General features: G+C 38.9%; 19 protein-coding genes, 1 rRNA gene and 1 pseudogene. 20 read left to right on the top strand and 1 reads right to left on the bottom strand.

Annotation, left to right across the window (positions count from 1 at the left end; all coding sequences use genetic code 11):
- Nucleotides 1–288 precede the first annotated feature (288 nt).
- The 5 genes from rrf to EO122_RS03960 all read left to right on the top strand — a co-directional run bounded on the left by rrf (nt 289) and on the right by EO122_RS03960 (nt 4,395).
- Nucleotides 289–405 (top strand): 5S ribosomal RNA (gene rrf, locus EO122_RS03980).
- Between the two features lie 845 nt (nt 406–1,250).
- Nucleotides 1,251–1,436: a hypothetical protein gene (locus EO122_RS03975; RefSeq protein ID WP_127009465.1), complete on the top strand. Its 186-nt coding sequence runs from the start codon at nt 1,251–1,253 to the stop codon at nt 1,434–1,436.
- 287 nt (nt 1,437–1,723) lie between these two features.
- Nucleotides 1,724–2,563, top strand: a complete 840-nt coding sequence (locus tag EO122_RS03970) for an SWIM zinc finger domain-containing protein (protein WP_127009464.1) — start codon at nt 1,724–1,726, stop codon at nt 2,561–2,563.
- A 9-nt stretch (nt 2,564–2,572) separates the two neighbouring features.
- Nucleotides 2,573–3,097 (top strand): NUDIX hydrolase, encoded by a 525-nt coding sequence (locus EO122_RS03965; RefSeq protein WP_127009463.1) that lies wholly within the window; start codon nt 2,573–2,575, stop codon nt 3,095–3,097.
- A 71-nt stretch (nt 3,098–3,168) separates the two neighbouring features.
- A complete protein-coding gene (locus EO122_RS03960) occupies nt 3,169–4,395 on the top strand; it encodes a phosphopentomutase (protein WP_127009462.1) in 1,227 nt (408 codons plus the stop codon).
- Nucleotides 4,396–4,478: 83 nt separating this feature from the next.
- Here the strand turns inward: EO122_RS03960 and rpmB are convergent, their stop codons facing one another.
- Entirely contained in the window at nt 4,479–4,667 is a 189-nt protein-coding gene (rpmB, locus tag EO122_RS03955) for a 50S ribosomal protein L28 (RefSeq protein WP_038144954.1), read from the bottom strand.
- Between the two features lie 492 nt (nt 4,668–5,159).
- Between rpmB and EO122_RS03950 the strand changes: the two are divergent.
- From EO122_RS03950 to EO122_RS03880, 15 genes and pseudogenes are all read left to right on the top strand, one after another.
- A pseudogene (locus EO122_RS03950) lies at nt 5,160–6,285 on the top strand (IS1249 family transposase).
- A gap of 242 nt (nt 6,286–6,527) precedes the next feature.
- On the top strand, nt 6,528–8,564 hold the full coding sequence (gene recG / locus EO122_RS03945) for an ATP-dependent DNA helicase RecG (protein ID WP_127009461.1): 2,037 nt from the start codon (nt 6,528–6,530) through the stop codon (nt 8,562–8,564).
- 94 nt (nt 8,565–8,658) lie between these two features.
- Entirely contained in the window at nt 8,659–8,847 is a 189-nt protein-coding gene (locus EO122_RS03940; RefSeq protein WP_009353866.1) for a 4-oxalocrotonate tautomerase, read from the top strand.
- 103 nt (nt 8,848–8,950) lie between these two features.
- A complete protein-coding gene (locus EO122_RS03935) occupies nt 8,951–9,676 on the top strand; it encodes a WecB/TagA/CpsF family glycosyltransferase (protein WP_127009476.1) in 726 nt (241 codons plus the stop codon).
- Nucleotides 9,677–9,729: 53 nt separating this feature from the next.
- Nucleotides 9,730–10,365 carry a phosphatidylserine decarboxylase family protein gene (locus tag EO122_RS03930; RefSeq protein ID WP_127009460.1) on the top strand — a complete coding sequence of 212 codons (636 nt, stop codon included), beginning with the start codon at nt 9,730–9,732 and terminating at the stop codon, nt 10,363–10,365.
- Entirely contained in the window at nt 10,358–11,029 is a 672-nt protein-coding gene (gene pssA, locus EO122_RS03925) for a CDP-diacylglycerol--serine O-phosphatidyltransferase (protein ID WP_127009459.1), read from the top strand. Before EO122_RS03930 ends, pssA begins: the two co-directional genes overlap by 8 nt.
- Before the next feature lie 12 nt (nt 11,030–11,041).
- Nucleotides 11,042–12,310, top strand: a complete 1,269-nt coding sequence (locus EO122_RS03920) for a glycosyltransferase family 2 protein (protein ID WP_127009458.1) — start codon at nt 11,042–11,044, stop codon at nt 12,308–12,310.
- A gap of 46 nt (nt 12,311–12,356) precedes the next feature.
- Nucleotides 12,357–13,031, top strand: coding sequence for a hypothetical protein (locus EO122_RS03915; RefSeq protein ID WP_164725953.1), 675 nt, complete (start codon nt 12,357–12,359; stop codon nt 13,029–13,031).
- Between the two features lie 127 nt (nt 13,032–13,158).
- Complete coding sequence (mtnP, locus tag EO122_RS03910) at nt 13,159–13,953, top strand: S-methyl-5'-thioadenosine phosphorylase (RefSeq protein ID WP_127009456.1); 795 nt, start codon at nt 13,159–13,161, stop codon at nt 13,951–13,953.
- 32 nt (nt 13,954–13,985) lie between these two features.
- Nucleotides 13,986–15,230 (top strand): adenosylhomocysteinase, encoded by a 1,245-nt coding sequence (locus tag EO122_RS03905; RefSeq protein ID WP_127009455.1) that lies wholly within the window; start codon nt 13,986–13,988, stop codon nt 15,228–15,230.
- Nucleotides 15,231–15,591: 361 nt separating this feature from the next.
- A complete protein-coding gene (locus tag EO122_RS03900) occupies nt 15,592–16,740 on the top strand; it encodes an ABC transporter substrate-binding protein (protein WP_127009454.1) in 1,149 nt (382 codons plus the stop codon).
- Between the two features lie 10 nt (nt 16,741–16,750).
- Nucleotides 16,751–17,632 (top strand): branched-chain amino acid ABC transporter permease, encoded by an 882-nt coding sequence (locus tag EO122_RS03895; RefSeq protein ID WP_126937352.1) that lies wholly within the window; start codon nt 16,751–16,753, stop codon nt 17,630–17,632.
- On the top strand, nt 17,629–18,642 hold the full coding sequence (locus EO122_RS03890; RefSeq protein WP_127009453.1) for a branched-chain amino acid ABC transporter permease: 1,014 nt from the start codon (nt 17,629–17,631) through the stop codon (nt 18,640–18,642). Before EO122_RS03895 ends, EO122_RS03890 begins: the two co-directional genes overlap by 4 nt.
- Before the next feature lie 9 nt (nt 18,643–18,651).
- Entirely contained in the window at nt 18,652–19,410 is a 759-nt protein-coding gene (locus EO122_RS03885; protein WP_127009452.1) for an ABC transporter ATP-binding protein, read from the top strand.
- A 1-nt stretch (nt 19,411) separates the two neighbouring features.
- A complete protein-coding gene (locus tag EO122_RS03880; protein WP_127009451.1) occupies nt 19,412–20,122 on the top strand; it encodes an ABC transporter ATP-binding protein in 711 nt (236 codons plus the stop codon).
- The last annotated feature ends 381 nt before the right edge of the window (nt 20,123–20,503 follow it).

Below are 20,503 nucleotides of genomic sequence, written 5' to 3'. Positions count from 1 at the left end.
GACATGGTTGATAGGCCAGGTGTGGAAGTGCTGTAAGGCATGGAGCTGACTGGTACTAATAGATCGAGGGCTTTACTAGAGAACCAACTTTGTAGGAGCGAAAGCGACGCACAAAGTTGTGTGAATCAGTATGTCGGTTGTAAGAATTTCCACGACCGAAGGGAGTGAAGAAATTCCACAAAACCGACGAACTTAAACTGATTTACGATATGACTGGTATGTAAATACTAAAACTTATAAGTTGAAAAATTATCTTTCTATGTAGTTTTCAGGGAACACCCTGACAAATTCAGTGACGATGGCTACGAGGAACCACCTGTTCCCATCCCGAACACAGTAGTTAAGCTCGTAAACGCCGAAAGTACTTGGCTGGAAACGGCCTGGGAGGATAGGAAGTTGCTGATTAATAAAAGAAGAGCACCCAACAGGGTGCTCTTCTTTTATTACTTAGTGAGTTTACATACGAGCAGGTCGACCTGGGATCCCCAGAGAACCACTTTCATAGGAGCGTAGCGACGCATAAAAGTGTGTGAATCGGGGAGTTCCTGGCGTAAGATTTTGGAGCCCCAAAGGGGCGCTCAAAATCCACAGCTAGGAACAAATAGGAAGTTGCTGATTAAGAAAATAAAGAAGACGCCGAAAGGCGTCTTTTTTATTTCCTAATGTAATATACCATTTTGGCCTAGCCGTTTCCAGCCAGATTGATCAAGTAGTAACTATGGTATACCTGATAAGGCCTGGGATAAGCAGGGCTCATGATTTAAAGGAGCGAAGCGACGCATAAATCATATAGCATCGCTTAGTTCCTGGCGTAAGATTTTGGAGCCTCAAAGAGGCGCACAAAATCCACAGCCAGGAACAGGAAGTTGCAAATGACAAGGTACTAAGAGAGCCGTTTCCAGCCAACATGTCTCAATTAAGAACAATGAAAGAATGCAATAGGCCTGGGATCCCCAGTGAACCATCTTTGAAGGAACGAAGTGACGAACAAAGATGTGTGAATCGGGGAGTTCGGCCCGTAAGATTTTCTACGACCGAAGGGAGATAGAAAATCCACAGGGCAGAACAGGAAGTTGCAAATGATAAAGCTACATCAGAAAAGCAATTATAATGATGACGTAATCTAATCTTTTATAGCTATTTTGTTTTAACTATCTAGTTTCTACTTAGTCTATTATGATATAATCTGATCGAATTAGCTGTAAATGTAAAACAATGAGTAGATTTATTATATTATAGGAGAAGTTGTTATGACTAATATCGATATTTTTAAACAACAAATACAAGAAATGATGAATACAGACTATCCTTCATTTGTGGAAGCTTTTGTTAGTATCGAAACAGGAGAAACTAATAAAGAAGTATTAGAAACTCTATATCATAGATATATGGATAGAGATGATGTAACCTTATTGAATGAGTTCTTTAGTAAATAGTATGGTATCGAGATAAACTTAATATATAAAACTAATCATAAGCTATACTTAAAGTATTATTTCGAGTATAGCTTTTTATCTAACAAATGTTTTATTATATTAATTTAAAACTAAGGTAATATGATATAATATAGTAAATTAGAAAATAAGTGCTTCTTTAATTTCATATAAAGAGGTATAATTTTGATACTTTTTGTATTGACTTATTTTCTGTAAAGGTGAATTTAAATTATTACTATCTTGTACTTAATGAATGTGATAAGTAAATTCTTAAGAAAGGATACGCTATGGACTCAAAGGATATAGAAATTAATGACATTGTTACAAACGACACAAATGAACTGCAACAATCTAAATCTTTAGTAAATCATAAAAATCTTACTTTAGTTCAAGTGTATTTTACTCATAAAAAAGATGCTTACCTATACTTATGTGAAAATATTGTTTTACATGAAGGTGATCATGTATATGTATCTGGAAAGATGAAAGATACATTGGGGATTGTGGTAGATGTGAGACATGAATTTAAGGTTCGTCCATCTAAATATGAACGTGTGATTACTAAAGTAGATACTCAATTGCATGGTGATCTTAGTATTTCTAATCGGTTTTTACTCTCTTTTAGTCGCAATTGTATAGGAAAGGAAAAAATCAGTAAATGGTTTTTTGCGCCTCAAGGGGAAGAACCTTTTATTTCTACATATACTCCATCTCCATTTCCTTTAGATGATCTATCTCAATTTCCTATTCAAAGAGAACGATTGGAACGAGGAATTCAATACTATAAAGATCAACGTGTAGTATATATATGTTTAGATGATATATATGGATATGCGATTGTTCAAGGATCAGAATGTTATGAAATAGAATTTATATATCAAAATGAAATGATAGAAGATATTTCATGTGGCTGTTATTGTGATGGACATTGCAAACATGAATTTGCATTATTGTTAGAATTACAGGAACTGGTTAAAGAGCTTAAGACACATTTTACCAAGCAATATTATGTAAATACATATGTAGCAGCGATAGATAAGGATGTCTTATGGCATATGAGTGTAAGATGGGCGAGACGAGGGACTATTTCTTTTACTAGTGATACAGAACCTATTATTATAAATTAAGGAGGAAGCATGCAAGAACGTAAACTTTCATCAGAAATGAAATTCGATGGTAAATTAATAAAAGTAACATACGACATTGCCGATGTGAATGGCAAGGAAGCCTGGCGTGAGGTGGTTCATCATCCAGGTGCGAGTGCTGTGGTAGCCATTGATGAGGACAATCGCATCATTATGGAAAAACAGTTCCGCTATGCTTTGAATGATTATTTATTAGAAATCCCAGCGGGCAAACTAGATGTTGGTGAAGATCCTTTAGTATGCGCAAAACGTGAGCTAGAGGAAGAAACCGGTATTATTGCTTCAGAATGGATTAGTCTTGGCACTATTGCTACGTCTCCTGGATTTTGCAATGAAGTCATCCATTTATATGTGGCAAAAGGACTTTCAAAAGGAGAAATCCATTGGGATGAAGATGAATATGTGGAAGTAGAGCGATATGCTTTCGATGAATTGTTACAATGCATTAAGGAAGAAACAATCAAAGATAGTAAAACCTTATCTGCTTTGTTATTAGCAATGCCATATATAAAATAGTTAAAGAATGCCTAGGAACAGTATTCCTAGGCATAGGCTTTTTACGATAGAGTAATAGAGAGGAGGTCTCTATGTTTAAACGAATTATTACGATTGTCACAGATAGTGTAGGGATTGGTCACAGTCCAGATGCAGAACGTTTTGGAGATATGGGTGCTAATACATTGGGGCATATTGAAGAGGAAGTAGGTCCTTTACAAATTCCCAATTTACGAAAATTAGGCATCGGTAAGATTGCAGATATCACACCTCAACAAGATACAGTGGTGGGCGCCTTTGGTCGTATGCATGAACAAAGTACAGGAAAAGATACCACCAGTGGTCATTGGGAGATGATGGGGCATCCTGTGAAAGTTCCTTTTCCAACGTTTTATGACGGATTTCCAAAGGATTTGATGGATACTTTCACGAAAGAAACTGGTTATGAATTTCTAGGCAATGAAGCAGCCTCAGGGACCGAGATTATTGAACGTCTTGGGGAAGAGCATATGAGAACAGGGAAACCTATTGTGTATACCTCTGCCGATTCGGTGTTCCAAATTGCTGCCCATGAAAGAATCATTCCCTTAGATGACTTATATAAGATGTGCCAAATCACGCGAGACCGTGTATGTGTAGGAGATTATTATGTAGGCCGTATCATTGCTCGTCCATTTGTGGGAGAGCCAGGTCATTTTGTGCGCACCTCAAACCGTCATGACTATAGTCGATTACCAGAAGGGCGATTTGTATTGCAAGCCTTACAAGATGCGAAGGTACCGACCATTGGAGTAGGGAAGATAGGTGATATTTACGCTCATATTGGATTAAATCAATCCTATCCGACGAAGTCCAATTCCCATGGCATGAACCTAGTGGCTGCCTTGTTGGGGCACAGTACGAATGGTACACATCGTATGGATAGTGCATCTGATGCTATGTCAGAAGGTACTTTTATCCATGGCTATCTAATGGTGAACTTAGTAGAGTTCGATAGTTTGTATGGACATCGTCGAGATGTACAAGGCTATGGTCGTGAGTTAGAAATGTTTGACTATCAACTAGGAGGATTACTGGAACTATTGACCAAAGATGATTTACTACTCATTACGGCAGACCATGGTAATGATCCGACTTGGAAAGGTACGGACCATACACGAGAGCTAGTGCCAATCTTAGCATACTCACCATCTTTCACAGGGCCCATTGAGCTAGGGGATAGACGTAGCTTTGCCGATATTGGACAAACTATATTGGACAACTTTGGTGTAACAGAACCATTTGTAGGGGAAAGTTTCTTACATGCATTAGGAAACTAGACATAGCAAAAGAGGCTATCAGTACTGAAGAATATTCTTCCTGACTGATAGCCTCTTTTTTGAGTACATGTACCTTCAAAATCTTACGCGCGTGTAATTTTATCAGAACGAAGGCAGCGTGTGCAAACGTTAACTCGTTTAGTTTCGCCGTCTACAATTGCTCGTACTCTTTGGATGTTTGGTTTCCAAGTTCGTTTGGAACGGATATGGGAATGAGAAACATTCATACCCGTAGTAGTGGATTTACCACATACTTCGCAAAGGTTTGCCATTTGTTTCCACCTCCAAAGTGTTTACTACTAATATAACATATGTATTTTATCATAAAAAGGCTAGGCAATGCAAGTGCATTTCTCCCTTTTCAGGCAATATTATACTAGCCTATTAACTATATACTAAAATTGTAAAATCTGTCAAATTTTATTGAAAAACAACTTGCGTTTATTTTACACAAGATGTATAATTTAAATATAATTAAATATAAGAAGGACACTTTGATACAACGCCTAACACACGTGACTCTTCAAAAAAGTGTCCTTCTTTTTTGCGCCATTTTATGGATTTTGGGGGTTATAGGACAAAATGAGTTGGTTATAATAGTGATGAGCCTAGTTAAATACTAGGCTCATTGAATTTTAAAGTTGTTTAAAAAAACTTTGAGGTAGGACAAAATGAGTTGGTAAAACGTCTGATACCCCTTGCAATTACTGTACTGGATGATATTTAATTTTCTTACAATAGTAGATAGTTAGGAGAATTGAATAATGAATCAAATAAAATGCATAAATTGTGGATTTCCTTGCCATAAATACGGAAAAACAAGAAAAGGAACTCAAAGATGGCAGTGCCCCGAATGTAAGACGGTTTTTACAAATGCAATTAATCGTACCACAAAGTATTTTCATCAATTTATTCAATGGTTGTTAAGTGGTAAAACCCAAGATGAAATGTCTGTAAGTAGTCGTACATTTAGACGAAATACAGCTCAATTTTGGGAGATATGGCCTATGCCGCCTAAGATAGAGGAGCATAAGGATATAGTATTTGTTGATGGCATTTATTTAGGGAGGAAAGCATGTGTATTAATATGTTGTGATGAGACACATGTATTGGGTTGGTATGTATGTAGATACGAGCATACAGCAGCATGGGAGGCTTTATTGCAACGGATTGCTTCGCCCAATATAGTCGTTACTGATGGTGGTACTGGCTTCAAAAAGGCTTGTAAGGAAATCTGGAAAACAACTAAAATCCAAAGGTGCTTATACCATGTGTATTGCCAAGTCAAGAGATATACGACATCTAGGCCAAAAAACATTGGCTGGAATAGAGTTATATGTACTAGCAAAAGATCTATTGGCTATACATACAGATGAAGAAATTAAAGCATGGGAAGAACGATTGCAGCTCTGGTCTAACAAGCATAAGACATTTTTAAGTGAAATGACGCGAGACGAATATGGCACATTACGCCCTAAACATGAGAGGTTGGTAAAAGCAGAACGATCTCTTTGGCAGTTAGTGAAGAAGGATATATTGTTTACCTACCTTAAAGATACATTAGCTAATGAAAGAGCGTTACCGGCTACGAATAACAGGATAGAAGGGGGCATTAATGCGCAATTAAGGGCTATGTTACGAGACCATAGAGGATTATCTATTGAGCGTAGGATAAAAGCTGTTTTTTGGTGGTGTTATATGCATTCTCCACACCCACTTCCATATGATGAGATTCTTAAGGTGATGCCAACCGATAAAAGTATAGCTAAGATATATAAAGAGATGTCAGAAAGATAAACTCTAGAGGAAGAAATCCCTATCTGGGGAGATGCAATTGTATGGAGTGATTTACATAATTATGATATATCTTTGACAAAAGATTGGGATTAGTCTACCAACTCATTTTGTCCTATAACCCGATTTTAGTTCACTTTCATGACAGGCACTATGGTATAATATAATGCATAATACGATCTGTTAGCTACGGTATACGTATTCTCTAGTAGTTATATAGCAGAGCTACTAGACCGTGGTAATTTTGCCATGTTTGAAACTGTAGTAATCATTGATAGAGAATATAGTACGCTACACTTTCACAAAAGTGGTGTAACTAGAAAGAGTATAGATAGAACATGAACGAACAATTGCAATCCATCAAAGGAGTAGGGCCACAACGGGTGAAACAATTACATAAACTAGGCATCACCAGTGTAACAGGATTGTTACACTATTTTCCGCGCACCTTTGAGGATAGAAGGCAAGTGTATTCTGTTCATGAAGTGCCAGTAGGTGAAACTGCAGGAACTACAGGGCGTGTGGTACGGGTCAGCGAAAAGCGCCCTCGCCCTAGAATGCATATTTTAACGGTTACTGTAGGGGATGGTATTCGGCAAATAAATTTAGTATTTTTCAATCAAGCCTATAAAAAGAATTTTTACAAGTCTGGACAACAGATCTATGCGTATGGAAAGTTAGAGCATGCCTATGGTAATTTGCAAATGAACTCCCCCCAAATAGAGATACTGGAAGAAGGACAAACTATAGATAGAGGGATTGTTCCTGTGTATGGATTGACAGAGGGAATGAAGCAATGGAGCATTCGTATGGCCATTAAGAATTGGTTTGACCATCATCAAGAGTTAGAGGATGTTTTGCCTATAGAGGTGCAGAGACATCGATGCACTATGAGCCGATACGATGCATTTAAGGAAATGCATTTTCCTACCTCTTGGGAACGCCATCAAGAGGCACGAAAACAATTGGCCTATGAAGAGTTGTGGATAATGCAAATGGGATTACTCCTATTACGGGCTCATGAACAGGTACAAGGTGGACATGCAATGGATGGGAATGGCTCGTTAGTGGAACGCATTCGTTCGAGTCTACCATTTGAATTAACGGAAGATCAAAAGAAAGCCTTTGCAGACATTGCTAGCGATATGGAAGAGCCAAAGGCCATGCAACGTCTGGTACAGGGCGATGTGGGGTCAGGAAAAACCGTAGTGGCTGCATTAGCCCTAGCAAAGGCTGTAGAAAATGGATTTCAAGGGGCTATTATGGCACCTACAGAAATTTTAGCCTCCCAACATTTTGAAAGCTTTCAAGAATTGTTTGGTGATGCACCGATACGAATGGCCCTGTTAACAGGCTCTACCAAAGCGAAGCAAGATGTATATGAGGCACTGCAAAAGGGTGATATAGATATCGTAGTAGGAACACATGCCTTAATCCAAGAAGGAGTAGAGTTTCATAGATTAGGACTCATCGTGGTGGATGAACAACACCGATTTGGAGTAGAGCAACGGGCGAAGTTACAACGAAAAGGAGATCATCCTCATGTACTCATTATGACAGCTACGCCTATACCAAGAACGATGACTTTATCTATCTATGGAGATTTAGAGGTATCTTTGATTAAAGAGATGCCACCAGGTCGTAAACCGGTAAAAACCTATGCAGTGGATACATCGTATAAGGAACGCTTATTACATTTTTTTGAAAAAGAAATGAAAGAGGGGCGGCAAGTGTATGCTGTCTGTCCGTTAGTAGAAGAATCAGAAAAGATGGATCTTCATGCAGCAGAGCAGATTGCCTATGAGTATAAGGAATACTTTGAACCGCACTATCGTGTAGGTATGGTACATGGTCGAATGCGACCGAAAGAAAAAGAAGAAGTAATGGATGCGTTTAATCGCCGAGAGATTCATTTATTGGTATCTACCACAGTCATTGAAGTGGGCGTGAACGTACCCAATGCAACGATTATGTGCATTCATGATGCGGAGCGATTTGGACTTTCACAGTTGCACCAACTGCGGGGGCGTGTAGGACGTGGGTCCGCACAAGCCTATTGCATATTGATCAGCGATAGTAAAAATCCAGATAGCAAAACGAGGCTATCACTGATGGAACAAACACAAGATGGATTTGAATTGGCGGAACAAGATTTGTTGTTACGAGGCACTGGAGAGTTATTCGGATTATCGCAGTCGGGATTACCTGATTTAAAGGTGGCTAATATCATTAAGGATATACCTATTCTCGTAGAAGCTAGAGAAGATGCGAATACCTATTTGCGTGAGAAGGGATTTGTAGAGGTCCAGGCTACCCTTCGACATCAAATGGAAGCAAGATTTGGTTCTCAATATATGCGTATTTTGTATAGCTAAAGTTGTTTATCCAGGCCAAATTATGATACAATAAGGTAAGATTCTATCTTTAGCACAGTGCTAGAGATTCGTAGTGGTAAGGGAGGAATAACTCATGCCTATTATTCATGTAGAATTAGTTGAAGGTCGTACTTTCGAACAAAAGAAAGCTCTTGGTGAAGCAATTACTAAAGCAACAGTAGAAACTGTAAAAGTACCTGCTGAAGCGGTAAAAGTTATTTTTGTAGATATGAAAGCTGACAACTATATGGAAGCTGGCGTTATGCGCTGCGAAAAGAAATAATTAGGAAAATTACCTACCAGAAGGATAGGTCTATGAAGATAGTCTTACTATTTTCGTATGTCCTGTCCTTCTTGTTTACGTACTAGAGTGGATGAGGTGAATGGTGCAGAATCAAATACATGTGCTGTCCGTGCCGATTGATGTGGTAACAATGACGGAAGCCGTACAAAAGGTGGTCACATTAGTGGGAACACCGGGCTTACATATGGTAGCTACAGCAAATGCAGAGATGGTCATGATGGCTCAAGAAAATAAAAAATTGTTAGAGGTTCTGCAAAAAGCTGACCTCGTAGTTCCCGATGGAGCAGGTGTGCTATGGGCTGCAGAGCAACAAGGTAAATCCTTTCCTGAACGAGTGACAGGATGTGATTTACTACACCATCTATTGCAAGCCGCTAAAGATAATCATATTAAGGTATATTGTTTAGGCGGTGCAGAAGGTGTTGTGAAACAGGCATTGGAGAATGCTACAGCAGAATTAGGCGACTTGCCAGTGGTAGGATATCATTCTGGATATTTTACTGAGGAAGAGGAAGTAGAAATTCTTAAGGATATAGAACGCAGTGGAGCTCAACTCGTGTTTGTTGCCTTTGGGGTACCTAAGCAAGAATTCTGGATTCGAGATCGACTCGCTCATCTAGATGGCGTTGTAGCCATGGGTGTGGGTGGTTCATTCGATGTGATGGCGGGCATGTTGAAACGTGCGCCTCTATGGATGCAACGCAATCGGCTAGAGTGGTTATATCGCCTACTATTACAACCAAAGCGTATCATTCGTATGTTAGCATTACCAAAGTTTATGTGGGCTGTTTGGCGGCATAAACAATAGATGCCTTATTATACAATAGTATGATAGAGGCAAAGCATCAGAGAGGTTTTAGTATGGGTTTTATTGTAAAAGAAGGATATCCCTTAATAGGTGTGTGCTTGTTGGTAGCAGGCCTAGTGGGATACTTCGTATCATGGTGGTTAGGAATTATACCGTTTATATTGGCATTATTCTTTACATATTTTTTCCGGAATCCTAATCGCCGTATTCCTCACGATCCGACTATACTTGTGTCCCCAGCGGATGGCAAGGTGATGGAAGTGACGGAAGTATTTGAAGATACCTATTTGCATCAACAATGCAAAAAAGTAACTATTTTCCTATCTGTATTCGATGTGCATGTGAACCGTGCACCTATGGCGGGGGAAATTACTTTCCGTCAATATACAGAAGGTCAGTTCTTACCAGCTTACAAGGATTCAGTAGGCTATGAAAATGAAAGACATACAATTAGCATTAAAAACGATCGCATGGAAATTGTGGTGACACAAATTGCGGGATTGTTAGCTAGACGGATTGTGTCTTGGACAGATTTAGGAGATACCTTAGAACAAGGTACCTTGTATGGTATGATTAAGTTCGGTTCTTGCACAGAATTGTTTGTACCTTTAGATGTAGATATTTGCGTAAGAAAAGGTCAACATGTAAAAGGTGGAGAAACGATTATTGGGAGGGTGAAAGATGAATAAGTCTATATTTCCCAATCTATGTACAGCAGCTAATCTAGCCTTTGGTGTCGTTGGTATTAGTTTATCTGCAGCGGGAAACTTTACAGGGGCAGCTATATGTGTCCTATTATCATTACTAGCAGATGGCCTAGATGGTCGCATCGCACGAGCATTGGGAGTATCTGGTGATTTTGGTCGTGAACTTGATTCCTTAGCGGATGTGGTTGGGTTTGGTGTATCTCCTGCGTATATGCTATATATGATGAGCTTAGATCACTATGGGTGGTTAGGCTATGTCCCTTTATTGGTATTTTCTGTATTGGGGGCTTTCCGATTAGCTCGTTTTAATATTATGACAGAAGAAGTACACGGTTACTTTCAAGGATTACCTATTCCAGCAGCAGGATGTATGGCAGCAACCTATGTATTGAGTGGTGTTCGAGTTCCAGATGTAGTATTGATGATTGCAATGATATTCGTAGGCTACTTGATGGTCAGCAACGTGCATCATCCAGACTTTAAAGGTAAAGGTAGTGATCCAGTACAACCTATAGCAGTAGGAATTACCGTAGCTTGTGGTGTATTCCTTGCATTATTGGACTATCGCGTATGGCCAGTACTTATTTTTGTGTTGTATACCGTATATGGCATTAGCAATACGATTATCAACAATATTCGTAAATAGGAAGGGGCTAGGATGAATTACCTTTGGTTTGACCTAGTTATGATTCCCATACAGGTAATCATTGTATTCTATACATTGTATTACTTTGTGTTAATGGTTTGTGGTATGTGGCATAAAAGTGATACAACAGAGTGCCCTCCAAAACATTCCTTTGCCATTATTGTATGTGCTCATAATGAAAGTGCTGTTATTGGTCAATTAGTCAACAATCTCCAAGTTCTTGACTATCCTCGTCATTTATATGATATTTTTGTTGTGGCTGATAACTGTAAAGATAATACGGCACAGATTGCTCGTGAAGCAGGAGCAGAAGTGTATGAACGTTTCAATACGGACGAAGTGGGCAAAGGCTATGCCATGGGATGGATGTTTGATACCGTATTCGCCATGGAACGTAACTATGATGCGTTTGTCATCTTTGATGCAGATAATCTTGTGCATCCGCACTTTCTGTATGAAATGAATCGCCATTTAGAAAAAGGAGAGTCAGTGATTCAAGGGTACTTGAACGCTAAGAATCCAACCGATACATGGGTGGCGGGAACATTTGCCATTGCTTTTTGGATGGTCAACCATATGTGGCATTTGGCAAAATATAACTTGGGACTATCCACAGCTTTGGGTGGTACAGGTATGTGTATTCGTACCGATATTATTCGAGATTACGGATGGTCTTGTAATAGCTTAACAGAAGATATGGAGTTTTCCCTAAAATTGTTGATCCATGGTATCAAAACAACCTGGGCACACAATGCGATTGTATATGATGAGAAACCATTGACATTTATGCAATCTTGGAACCAACGAAAACGATGGGCCCAAGGGCACTTTGATACGGGAGAACGGTATATACCGAAACTCTTTGTACAAGGGATTAAGAAGGGGAAATGGACAATCCTCGATGGGATAGTGCAGATTACACAGCCATACTTCTTATTATTATCGGCATTCTATATTATCATGACGTATATTAATGGGATTGTTCCATTTTATACCAATATTATTTACCAAATCTTGCCCGTACAAGTGTGGCAGATTATTGGGGTGGGACAGTATTTATTCCCACTTATCGTGTTGGCGCAAATTAAAGTGCCTCCAAAAGTATGGTTCTATTATTTACTATATCCATTATTCATCTATTCTTGGGTACCCGTTACCTTCTTAGGATATTTGAATCGACATGATAAAGTATGGTCTCATACACAACATACCCGAGGTGTAGCACTAGGAGAAGTAAAATTAACTCGTATGGGAGATACAACTCGTAAAACAAAAGAATAATATAAGTGAAGAGCAGCAAAGCAGAAATGAGCTTGCTGCTCTTTTGTTGAAAGATGATACACGGGAAGATATCATTAAGGTAGTGTCAAAGATGCATGACTATGTGTCTCCCCTCATCGACCCGATTGAAAAGTATGCAAAAGAGTCTACAAAGATAACACAAGAACAGTTACAAGGGATAGAACTGCAATTATATGTCATTTTTGCAGGTATAGAGACCTTGCCGACATTATTCTCCTACACGTATACAATGGAGAAGGCTAAAGCAGGCAAGGTAAATAGTAAGGAGCCTCAAGATATCATTATGGGGAGAAGTAAGCAGAAAAATATACTAACACTATTATTTTGGCTGCAAACTATAGATGTTGTAGCGAAAGAGATTCTATTACAACTAAACTATCGTAATGAAGTGACTGGGGATTTTCCTAGATGCATGAAGCAATTAAGCAAGATCTTAGAGTTTCATGTAGAACAATTCAAAGGTAATGCGATTCCATACGCAGATGTACCAACATTAGAATTACAATGGGGTGTTCCAGTATGTGAAGTAGTGGAAAGGTTTAGTCGCCATGTACAACGTTGGATACAACATAAGGCAAATGTAGGTACGAGTACAGAAAGACATTGCTTGAAGCTGTTAGAAACTTTAAAAGTAGCAGCGGATTATTATAAAATACTGTTCCCTGGGATGATAAGTATGGAGTTTCAGGAAAGGGTTTAGAAAGCCATAGTATATATGTTGTGATTATAGATTGTAATATATATAGTCTATTTCTACAATATGTCCTATTCCATGCTATAATAAAATTAGATTAGATATTTTTCTATCTTTCACAAGGAGGAACTATATGTCAGCTATTGCTATTATTGGTGGTACCGGTGTGTACGATCCAAATATGTTTGATACGATGACGGAATCGTCTTTGATGACGCCATATGGAGAGATTCATTATATATGTGGAACTTATGAAGATAAGACGGTGTATTTTTTAGCTCGTCATGGCCGTGATCATTCTATCCCACCGCATAAGATTAATTATCGTGCCAACATTTGGGGTTTGAAAAAGTTAGGTGTTAAGTTCATCGTATCTACGACAGCGGTAGGTTCTTTGGATCAAAACTTTGGACCTGGTCATTTTGTGCTAACGGATCAATTCTTGGACTTTACGAAAAACCGTGTGAATACATTCTACGAAGGCGGTGATCGTCCAGTGGCGCATGTGGATGTTACCAATCCTTACTGTCCTGAATTGCGTAGTATTGTAGAATCTTCTGCGAAATCTTTAGGATTAACAGTGCACAATGGTGGTACTTATGTATGTACGGAAGGTCCACGTTTTGAATCGCCTGCTGAAATTCGCATGTATGCTATGTTAGGTGGTCAAACGGTGGGTATGACGAATGTACCAGAGGTGACCTTAGCGAATGAAGCGGAAATGGCATATATGACAATTTCCATGGTCACAAACTACGCAGCAGGCATTTCTGAATCTGCCTTGACACATGGTGAAGTGGTAGATATGATGCAACAAATGGCAGAACAGTTGCAATCGCTGGTGAAAGAAGTCATTAAGAGCATTGATGTGAATGCGGATTATCCAGCGCACCATCGTATGGCTGAGTATGGTGGATTTCAATTATAATCTATGGTGAAGAATCTAAAAGGAGAACGCTAATGCAATCTTTAATTCGAGATATTTCCTTAGCTGCTGAAGGTCGTAAAAAAATCGACTGGGTAGCTAATTTCATGCCTACTTTGAACACATTAGGAGACCGTTTTGAAAAAGAACAAACTTTCAAAGGTCAAACCATCGTTGTATCCGTTCATTTAGAGGCGAAAACTGCCTATTTATCTACGGTGTTACAACGTGGTGGTGCCGAGGTTATTGTTACAGGTTCCAATCCGTTATCTACGCAAGATGATGTAGCGGCAGGATTGGTAGACATGGGGTTAACTGTATATGCTTGGTACAATTGCACTGATGAAGAATATACGATGTTTTTAAATAAAGCATTAGATCATAAACCGCATATTATTATTGATGACGGTGGCGATTTAGTAAGCTTGTTACATACAACAAGAACGGATGCGAAAGAACGTTTATTAGGTGGCAGTGAAGAAACCACAACAGGTGTACATCGTTTGAAAGCACTTGCTGAGGCTGAACAATTAACATTCCCTATGATCGCTGTTAACGATTCTAACTGTAAATACTTATTTGATAACCGCTATGGCACAGGCCAATCTGTTTGGGATGGTATTATGCGTACTACGAACTTAACGGTAACAGGTAAAAACGTAGTGGTTGCTGGTTACGGCTGGTGCGGTAAGGGCGTGGCACTTCGTGCAAAAGGCCTAGGTGCTCACGTGTATGTAACAGAAGTGGATCCAATTAAAGCCATCGAGGCTGTATTCGATGGTTTCAAAGTCTTGCCAATGGTGGAAGCAGCTAAAATTGGTGATATTTTCTGTACGGTTACAGGCTGTAAAGACGTTATCACAGAAGAGCATTATGCGGTGATGAAAGATCGTGCTGTGCTTTGTAATGCAGGCCATTTCGATTGCGAAGTGAATGTGAAAGATTTAGAAGCAATGGCTGTATCTCATGAACGAGTGCGTCAAAATATCGAGGCCTACCATATGCAAGATGGTCGCCAATTGTATGTACTAGCAGAAGGTCGTTTAGTAAACCTAGCAGCAGGTGATGGACACCCAGCAGAAATCATGGACTTGTCCTTTGCAATGCAAGCATTGGCGGCAGAATATATCTTGCACCATGGCAAGGATATGGAACATGATGTACATGTATTGCCATATGAAGTGGATGCAGAAATTGCGAAACTAAAATTGCAATCCATGGGCTATGACTTAGATACATTGACACAAGAACAATATGATTATTTGTATACTGTGAATTAATGACATTACTGAAAGAAAAGTATGCAAAGTTTTGTTAGCAACAATTAAATAAAAAAGTATGTAGATAATTTGGTGATGAGAGTAGTAACTTTCATCACCATTTTTGTATTAGAAAAGATATTTGTGCTCTGTACAAATACAAAAGTGCGTAAAATATACGTTGTAGGCTTACTAAATAAACTCATAACTAAATTCTTATATTTATATTTGACAAAATACTCATGGTACATTCATAATAGGAAAGCATAGATTTTCTATAGTGTTATCAATTGTTCTTTAAGCTGATAAAGTGAAAAAGATAAAGATGACTTTCACAGTTAGAAAATCCAAAAGAAGAGTTAAAAAAAAGGAAGGGTGTAACATGAAAAAATCCATGTTCAAACGTGCACTAGCATTGGGTGCTACGGCTATTTTAGCTGCGGCGATCGCTGGTTGCGGTGGCAATAGTTCATCAACAAACAATGCAAATGAAGCAAAAGTAGCTTTATTGACTACGACGTCTGGCGCAGCAGCTGCCTATGGCGAATCCATTAAGAATGGCGCAGAGTTGGCAGTAGCACAAATTAATGGCGATGCTAACAATGTAAAAATCAATTTGCTAGTGGAAGATACAAAAGGTGACAAAAATGAAGCCATCAATGCGATGAACAAAGTGATTGCTAAAGATAAAGTCGTAGCTGTCATCGGACCTATGTTATCTGGTGAAATGATGGCAGCAGGCCCGATTGCCAATAAAAATAAAGTGGTAGCATTGGGTACTTCTACAACTGCAGAAGGCATCACTGATATCGGAGATTATATTTTCCGTAATGCTGTACCAGAATCTTTGGCAGTAGACGCAGCGATTCGTCAATCTCATAAAGTATTAGGTTTCAAAACAGCAGCTATTATGTACTCTAACAACAATGACCAAATGGTATCTGTAAACAATACTGCTAAAAAAGCATTGGAATCTGAAGGAGTTCAAATTGTAGCAACAGAAACGTTTGCAGACAAAGATACAGATTTCTCTGCACAGTTGACTAAAATTCAACAAGCAAAACCTGATATCATCATCGTTGCTTCCTTGTACCAAGAAGGTGCGTTGATTATGAAAAAAATGCGTGAGCTTGGTATGAACCAACCAGTGGTAGGTTCTAATGGTTTCAATAGTCCAGCGTTCATTAAAAATGCAGGTGCCGCTGCTGATGGTGCGATCGTAGGTACACCTTGGTTCCCTAACAAAGATGACCAAAAAGTTCGCGACTTCCGCAAAGCCTATGTAGAAAAATATGGTCATGAACCAGATCAATTCGCAGCACAAGCATATGATGCTGTGTTCTTGTACGAAGCAGCATTGAAAGCAGCAGGTTCTACAACAGATCGCGAAAAATTCCGTAACGCATTAAAAGGCATTACAGACTTCGTAGGGGTAACTGGTAAATTCCAATTTAACGAAAAACGCGATCCATCTATGGAAGTTCAAGTTTTACAAATTAAAAATGGTCAGTTCGACGCATTACAAAAATAGGAGTTAAACGATGTTTTTACAGCAATTAGTGAATGGCCTTACTTTAGGCAGTCTCTATGCAGTATTAGCAATCGGATTGACACTGGTGTTTGGTGTGTTGAACATCATCAACATGGCTCACGGAGGCATCTTTATGATAGGTGCCTTCGTGGGTTTATTTATGGTGACAGTCTTTGAAGCTAATATCTTTGTAGCCATCCTTGTGGCTATGCTCGTAGGGGCAATTCTTGGATATTTGTTAGAGTTTGTGGCACTTCGTCCACTTCGCAAAAAAAATGTATCCCATTTGGCGCCATTGATTTCTACGATTGGTGTCTCTATTTTTATTGAAAGTGTAGCCTTGCTTGTGTGGGGTCCTCAAACACGTTCATTCCCACCAGATTTTATTGGTGGACTTATCGATTTTGGTATGTTCAAAATCTCTATGGTTCAAATTATTGGCCTTGGCGTATCCATTGTGTTAATGTTGATTTTAAATGTACTCATTAAAAAGACTAAAATCGGTAAAGCTATCCGTGCCGTATCCTTAAGCACGGAAACAGCATCTTTATTGGGCATTAACCCTACTTTAGTTATTTCTGTAACAGTCATGTTGGCCTCTGCATTAGGTTCTGCCGCTGGGGTGTTAGTTGGCTTATCTTTCGATGCTGTAGAGCCTATGATGGGTGTTGTCATCGGATTTAAAGGGTTAGCTGTATTAATCCTAGGTGGTCTTGGTAATATTACAGGTGCCATGGTAGGCGGATTCATCTTAGGTGTATCTGAAGTATTCTCTGTTGCCTATGGAGCATCTTCTTACCGTGATGCAGTAGCCTTTGGGTTAATCATTCTCTTATTATTCTGGAGACCACAAGGGTTATTCGGATCCAAAGATAAGGGGGGACGACCATGAGTGAAATTTTAAATCCATATTATCTACAAATTGTGATGTTCTTCATCATCAATGCCATTATGGGTATTTCCATTTTCTTCACCCTTTCTACAGGGCAGTTGACATTGGGTGCAGCAGGTTTCATGAGTGTTGGTGCCTACGTGGGTGCTTTGCTGGCTCTGAAAGCTGAGCTACCGATTCCGATTGCTATCTTCATTGGTGGTATTGTAGCGGCCTTAGTAGCTATTGTGATTGGTTTACCTACGACGCGTTTAAAAGGGTTATATTTAGCCATTGCTACCTTAGGTTTTGGTGAAGTAGTACGTGTTATTTTCTTGAACTTGGAAGTGACACATGGTGCATTGGGGCTTTCAGGAATTCCAGCGATTGCCCAAGAATTGACAAACTATGTGTATGAATTCGATATGGACGGATTGTTAGATATCGATGCATTAACATGGGGTAACTTGTTAACGATTGTTATCTTATTAGTGATTTTAGCATTGGTTATTCTATTCTGTTTACGTATCCACAATAGTCGTGTAGGTCGTGCATTCCAAGCTATCAAAGCAGATGACCATGCAGCAGAGTTGATGGGTATCAATGTGGTGTATTACAAAATGTTAGCCTTTGTCATCGGCGCTTTTATTGCCGGCATTGGTGGTGGTTTGTATGCTCATATTACGAACTTTATCAACCCTACAGATTTCAGTTACCACAAAGTAGTACAAATTTTATTATTCCCAGTATTTGGTGGTTCTAATGTAGTGTGGGGTTCTGTATTAGGTTCTTTCATTTTGACATTATTACCAGAAGTATTGCGTTTCTTAGCGGATTATCGTGATATTATTTACGGGGCTTTATTAGTTATCTTGATGGCTGTTCGCCCAGATGGTATTTTGACAGAAGAATTAATGGAAAAAATCTATCGTAAACTAGGTGTAAAAAAGAAACCATACATTCCAGAATCACAAGTATTAACAGAACGCTTTGAAGCGTATAAAGCACAAAGCAAATCTGATCAAGAATAGGAGGGTAGCATGCTATTACAATTAGATGATGTAAGTAAAAGCTTTGGCGGCGTGGCTGCTTTGACAGGAGTTACCTTCCAAGTGAATCAAGGGGAAGTCTTTGGTGTGATCGGACCCAATGGTGCTGGTAAAACGACGTTATTTAACTTAATTACTGGGGTGTTCCCTGTAAGTACTGGTAATATTGTATTCGATGGTATGAATGTGGTAGGTATTAAGCCACATCGTACAGTGGAGATGGGGATTGCTAGAACGTTCCAAAATATCCGTCTCTTTGGTAATATGACAGCCTTGGAAACTGTATTGACAGGTATGCATTGTCGTACAGGTTCTGGTGTGTTGTCTAGTTTCTTCCGTACAAAACGCCAACGCATTGAAGAAGAGCGTTGTCGTGGTATTGCCTATGAGTTTTTAAAACTCGTTGGTTTAGAAGAGGATGCAGAAGAAGTAGCTACATCCTTACCATATGGTAAGCAACGTCGTTTGGAAATTGCTCGTGCCTTAGCAACGCATCCACAATTGATTTTATTAGATGAGCCTGCGGCAGGTATGAATGATAGTGAGACAGAGGTATTGCGCCAATTGATCGGAAAAATCCGTGATTTAGGTATTACCGTGGTGGTCATTGAGCATGATATGGCGTTGATGATGAATATTTGTGACCGTTTAGCAGTGTTGAACTTCGGCAAAAAGATTGCAGAAGGAACTCCACAAGAAATTCAAAACAATTCAGATGTAATCGAAGCGTACTTAGGAAAGGAGGAATAATATGTTAAAAATTGAAAATGTAGTAGCTGGTTATGGACATATTACAGCTTTAAAATCTATTAACTTAGAAGTTCCTCAAGGTTCTATTGTATCTTTGATTGGTGCCAATGGTGCTGGTAAATCGACAACTATGCGTTCTATTATGGGCTTAGTAAAACCAACAGAAGGTCGCATTACTTTTGAAGGTAAGGATATTACGTCCATGAAAACACATGACATAGTGAAAGCTGGTATCTCCCTCGTTCCAGAAGGGCGCCAAATATTACAAGATATGAGTGTTTACGAAAATCTAGAAATGGGCGCCTATATTCGTAAGGATGCTGAAATCAACGATGATATTAAGAAAGTGTTCAAACGGTTCCCTATCCTTGACGAACGTAGCTACCAATTAGGTGGTACTTTGTCTGGTGGACAACAACAGATGCTTGCGATCGGCCGTGCTTTGATGGCTCGTCCTAAACTGTTGTTACTAGATGAACCATCCATGGGTTTGGCGCCGTTGGTAGTGAACGAAATCTTTGAAGTTATCAAAGAGATTAGTGCCGAAGGAACGACTGTATTATTAGTAGAGCAAAACGTACGTCAAGCTTTAAAAATAGCTGACTATGCATATGTATTAGAAACAGGTAAAATCGTTCTTTCAGGACCAGCAGAAGAAATTCGCCATGACCCTAGAGTGATGGAAGCGTATTTGGGTGGTAGAGTGGAATAATTCTCTAAATTTTATCTTAAATATCCTAGAAAAGTAAAAGATATATAGAGGATTCAATACTGGTGAATTGACCTTGGCAGGTAACTATATAAAGATAGCAGATATACGATCCATTGCGGTTGTGTATCTGCTTTTTATTTTCTATATTTTTAATATATAGTTGTTACAAAGAGAAATGGAACGTACATATTACTATAAGAATATAGAGAAATGATTATATAATGGCATATACATATCATTACATGCTAGATATGTATACAGAAGATACTTTCAAAATATAAATGAAATTGAAGGTAGTAAAAACTATTGTGTATACATGAGCTCAATGTCTTGTAGTCAAAGCAATTTTTTTGTACACTAGTAGATAGATATTACATATAA

It is taken from the genome of Veillonella sp. CHU110 (assembly GCF_003992255.1).
Lineage (GTDB): Bacteria > Bacillota > Negativicutes > Veillonellales > Veillonellaceae > F0422.
The sequence above is the reverse complement of the archived record's forward strand: the minus strand, read 5'-3'. Positions and strand labels throughout refer to the sequence as shown.

Excerpts from the sequence above, each read along its gene's own strand:
- EO122_RS03965 (WP_127009463.1), top strand. The coding sequence starts at position 2,573 with ATGCAAGAACGTAAACTTTCATCAGAAATGAAATTCGATGGTAAATTA.
- EO122_RS03940 (WP_009353866.1), top strand. The coding sequence starts at position 8,659 with ATGCCTATTATTCATGTAGAATTAGTTGAAGGTCGTACTTTCGAACAA.
- EO122_RS03970 (WP_127009464.1), top strand. The coding sequence starts at position 1,724 with ATGGACTCAAAGGATATAGAAATTAATGACATTGTTACAAACGACACA.
- EO122_RS03890 (WP_127009453.1), top strand. The coding sequence starts at position 17,629 with ATGAGTGAAATTTTAAATCCATATTATCTACAAATTGTGATGTTCTTC.
- EO122_RS03920 (WP_127009458.1), top strand. The coding sequence starts at position 11,042 with ATGAATTACCTTTGGTTTGACCTAGTTATGATTCCCATACAGGTAATC.
- EO122_RS03895 (WP_126937352.1), top strand. The coding sequence starts at position 16,751 with ATGTTTTTACAGCAATTAGTGAATGGCCTTACTTTAGGCAGTCTCTAT.
- mtnP (WP_127009456.1), top strand. The coding sequence starts at position 13,159 with ATGTCAGCTATTGCTATTATTGGTGGTACCGGTGTGTACGATCCAAAT.
- EO122_RS03880 (WP_127009451.1), top strand. The coding sequence starts at position 19,412 with ATGTTAAAAATTGAAAATGTAGTAGCTGGTTATGGACATATTACAGCT.
- EO122_RS03900 (WP_127009454.1), top strand. The coding sequence starts at position 15,592 with ATGAAAAAATCCATGTTCAAACGTGCACTAGCATTGGGTGCTACGGCT.
- EO122_RS03975 (WP_127009465.1), top strand. The coding sequence starts at position 1,251 with ATGACTAATATCGATATTTTTAAACAACAAATACAAGAAATGATGAAT.
- recG (WP_127009461.1), top strand. The coding sequence starts at position 6,528 with ATGAACGAACAATTGCAATCCATCAAAGGAGTAGGGCCACAACGGGTG.
- EO122_RS03885 (WP_127009452.1), top strand. The coding sequence starts at position 18,652 with ATGCTATTACAATTAGATGATGTAAGTAAAAGCTTTGGCGGCGTGGCT.
- rpmB (WP_038144954.1), bottom strand. The coding sequence starts at position 4,667 with ATGGCAAACCTTTGCGAAGTATGTGGTAAATCCACTACTACGGGTATG.
- EO122_RS03905 (WP_127009455.1), top strand. The coding sequence starts at position 13,986 with ATGCAATCTTTAATTCGAGATATTTCCTTAGCTGCTGAAGGTCGTAAA.
- EO122_RS03930 (WP_127009460.1), top strand. The coding sequence starts at position 9,730 with ATGGGTTTTATTGTAAAAGAAGGATATCCCTTAATAGGTGTGTGCTTG.
- pssA (WP_127009459.1), top strand. The coding sequence starts at position 10,358 with ATGAATAAGTCTATATTTCCCAATCTATGTACAGCAGCTAATCTAGCC.
- EO122_RS03960 (WP_127009462.1), top strand. The coding sequence starts at position 3,169 with ATGTTTAAACGAATTATTACGATTGTCACAGATAGTGTAGGGATTGGT.